The organism is Dietzia timorensis (assembly GCF_020742175.1).
In the GTDB taxonomy this organism is placed as follows: domain Bacteria; phylum Actinomycetota; class Actinomycetes; order Mycobacteriales; family Mycobacteriaceae; genus Dietzia; species Dietzia timorensis_A.
Genome location: NZ_DYXM01000138.1, coordinates 1 through 3419, shown reverse-complemented (window position 1 = coordinate 3419; position 3419 = coordinate 1). Strand labels below are relative to the sequence as shown.

Sequence of the window (3419 nt, the reverse complement as noted above, 5' to 3'; positions counted from 1 at the left end):
CGCGGAACTGCGGAGGTCAAGCGCAGCCTGGCGATGGCGTTCGTCGAGCTGGGTTATGCGGCCGAGGATGTTCTCGAGGACGCGGCGCGTGCGGAGGATGCGGACACGGCGGCGCATGCGCGGGCGACTCTACATTTGCTGCGGAATCCGGAGGCTGGCTTCGGCTACGCTCTGGAGGAGGCCAACAGGGCCACGGCCCTGGGATTTCGGCAGATGGAGACGGGGTAGCGATGCTCATCGGCGAGGTGTCGGCGCGGACGGGGCTGAGCCGCCGCATGCTGCGCCACTACGACGAGCTCGGCCTTGTCTCGCCGTCCGCGCGCTCGTCGTCCGGGTATCGCGAATACTCCCGCGAGGATCTCGCTCGGCTGTTGCACGTCGAGAGCCTACGGTCGCTGGGCATGTCGCTCGCCGAGGTATCCGGCGCGCTGGCCGATCCCTCGCGCGGCGTCGAGACCTCGCTCGCCGAGCTGGCTCGGCAGACCCGGCAGCGAATCGAGCACGAACGCGAACTGCTCGCCCATCTCGAGGAGGTCGCGGCCGCGGGCCCGGGGGATTGGCAGGGCGTGCTTGCCGTGCTCGGTCGATTGGGAGCGCTGCGTGGTGCGGACCCTCGCTCGCGGCAGCGTGCCGTGCTCGACGTGGACCCCGGCGTGGGTGCCGCGCAGCTCGTCGAGGCCCGAATCGGTGAGAGCGAAACGAACGTTGCGGGCACGCTCGATTGGGCGATCGCCAGGGTCGGCGACGATGCCCTAGAGCCGCTGGCCGAGGCCGCGGGCTCACCCGAAGCGCAGATTCGGGCCCGGATTGTTCGTGCGTTGGCGGCTCTCGATTCGGCGGGCTCGACGCGGGTGTTGCGCGAGCTTCTCGACGATACCGATCCCGGCATCCGCGCTGGCTCCGCGTTAGCGCTCGGGCGCCGGGGTCTGCCGGACGTGGCCGGGCACCTCGTCGCCCTGGTGGTGGAGGGCAGGAATGACGTCGAAGCCGCCGAAATCCTCGGCGAGCTCGCCTCCCGCGGAGCGGGAAACTCCGACATCGCGGGCGAGCTCATTTCCCGTCTCCACGCTTCCGACTGTCCGGCGGACGTGCGGTGCCGGTTGACTCAGGCGCTCGCGGAAATTCCGGGTGTCGAGGTCGACGAGGCGCTGCGGGGGCTCACCGGTGACTCGGAACTTGCGGTGGCAATGACCGCCAAGGCGGTTCTCGCAATGCGCGGCTCAGAATAATTCCAAGTGCCAAACGTTCGACTGCGTGGCGCATAGCGCGCGGCTCTAGGCCGAGCCGGCGAACGCCTCGGCCTGCTCCATGTAGGCATGGAAGCTCTCCTCGCTCGCCGAGGAATTCAGCTCCAACCAGGCATCGATGTAGCTGTCGGGAAAGACCTCGGCCGCACGGAGGATTTCCGTGGTGAACGGGATGGGCCGCAGTCCCGTCGCCGTGGTGATTCCTCCGTCGGTGACGGCATCGACATGGCGATAGTGGCGTCCGCCGTCATACCCGGACTCGAGCAGGAAGCTGGGTGCATTGCTGGTATGGGCGATGGAATCGAGGAGCCCGTGTCTCGCGAGCGCGAACGTGGCGCCACAGATGGCGCCGATCGGCACACCCTCGGCGACGAGGCGGTCGACCGTACCGAGGACAGGGAGATGGCCGTCCGCGTAGGTGTCGCCGCCCGGCAGAACAAAGGCGGCGGTCGTGGCAGGATCGATCTCTCCCAGGTCGATCTCAGGAGTGACGGGAAGACCGCCGAGTGTGCGAACCGTTGCGGTGCCGTCGCCGGCGAAGCGCACGCGGAACCTGCCCGGGCGGGCTTGCTCGGCCCTGGCGACCTCGGTCGTGAGATAAGCGAACTCCCAGTCGGCCATCGTGTCGGTTGCGTAGATGATGATGTCGCGCATGTCGGGATCCTCGTTCGTGTCGGCCTTTCGGGTGATCCAAGACTAGAACGGGTACAGGACGAATTCGGTCCGCTTTAGGCACCGGATTTCTGCCCCCGAACCCTGTCGAATGGGATGGGAGCAGGTAGGGGCGAGAACATGCCTGTCACGTACCATCGAAGACATGTCTTCGACTTCCGATTCCTCGTCTGTCGCCCTCCCCCCGATGCGTTTCGACCTGTGGGGAACCGCAGACGAGGCGAAGCCCTTGAGCGACTCGATCAAGAAGCTGCTCTCCCAGGCGATGGGGGTCGACACCGAAAAGGACAACACCGTCGACGCCGCATCCGTGTCCCTCACCGAGCCGCGGCTCTCCGAATCCGCGGTGCGGGACCTCGAGGGAATCGTCGGAGCGAAGAACGTGTCCCAGGACCGCGAGCAGCGCATGGCGCGGGCGCGCGGCAAGTCCTCGCTCGACCTTCTCGAATGGCGCTCGGGGGATGTGATCTCCGCGCCCGACGCCGTGCTCGTTCCGGGCACCGAGGACGAGGTCCTCGCGATCCTCGAATACTGCACCGAGCACGAAATCGCGGTCGTACCCTTCGGCGGCGGCACCTCGGTGGTCGGCGGCGTTAACCCCGTGTCCGGAGAATTCGACGCCGTGATCTCGGTGGACCTGCGCCGTTTCGACGCGATCGAGGACGTCGACCCGGTGTCCGGACTCGCCACGCTCGGCGCCGGGCTGTCCGGCCCGCACGCCGAGTTCCTGCTCGCCGAGCACGGACTGCAGCTCGGCCACTTCCCGCAGTCGTTCCCCTACGCGACGATTGGCGGCTTCGCCGTGACCCGCTCGGCCGGGCAGAATTCCGCCGGCTACGGGCGCTTCGACGACATGGTGCGCGAGCTCACCGTCATCACCCCGAAGGGCATATTCCATCCGGGCAAGCAGTCGCCGGCCTCGGCGGCGGGACCGGACCTCAAGGAGATCGTCATGGGCTCGGAGGGCGCGTTCGGAATCGCCACCCGCGTCCGCGTCCACGTGCATCCGATTCCGCAGGTCAAGCGCTACGAGGCATTCGTGTTCCCGAGCTTCGGGGTCGGCGCGGATGCGCTGCGCGCGGTCGAACAGCAGGGGACCGGTCCCACCGTCATCCGCCTGTCCGACGAGATCGAGTCGGCGATCAACCTCACCTCCTCGGATGCGATCGGCGAGAAATTGCAGGCCCCGCAGGGCTGCCTGTGCATCACGGTGTTCGAGGGCACCTATGAACACGCGGAAAGCCGCCACAAGGAAACCCGCGAGCTGCTGCTCGCCAAAGGCGGCACGTCCGTCGGTGAAGGCCCGGCCCGAAAGTGGGAGGAGGGCCGCTTCGGCGCTCCAGTGCTCCGCGATTCCCTCCTCGACGCCGGCGCGCTGTGCGAGACCCTGGAGACGGCGACCGATTGGGCGAACGCGCCGCGGCTGAAGAAGGCGGTCGGCGACGCGCTGGCCACCTCGCTCAACGATTCGGGCACGATGGCGCTGGTCATGTGCCACAT

The 3419-nt window shown here is 67.7% G+C and carries 3 protein-coding genes and 1 pseudogene; 3 read left to right on the top strand and 1 reads right to left on the bottom strand.

Annotation, left to right across the window (positions count from 1 at the left end):
* Together K8V11_RS07380 and K8V11_RS07375 are read left to right on the top strand one after the other, a co-directional pair.
* Positions 1-228, top strand: a pseudogene (locus tag K8V11_RS07380) (HEAT repeat domain-containing protein); the annotation flags it as partial.
* Between the two features lie 2 nt (positions 229-230).
* Positions 231-1229 carry a MerR family transcriptional regulator gene (locus tag K8V11_RS07375; protein ID WP_303912154.1) on the top strand — a complete coding sequence of 333 codons (999 nt, stop codon included), beginning with the start codon at positions 231-233 and terminating at the stop codon, positions 1227-1229.
* A 45-nt stretch (positions 1230-1274) separates the two neighbouring features.
* Here the strand turns inward: K8V11_RS07375 and K8V11_RS07370 are convergent, their stop codons facing one another.
* Entirely contained in the window at positions 1275-1901 is a 627-nt protein-coding gene (locus K8V11_RS07370; RefSeq protein WP_303912153.1) for a DJ-1/PfpI family protein, read from the bottom strand.
* A gap of 163 nt (positions 1902-2064) precedes the next feature.
* Between K8V11_RS07370 and K8V11_RS07365 the strand changes: the two genes are divergently transcribed.
* A partial coding sequence (locus tag K8V11_RS07365; protein WP_303912151.1) for an FAD-binding oxidoreductase occupies positions 2065-3419 on the top strand: 1355 nt, incomplete at its 3' end.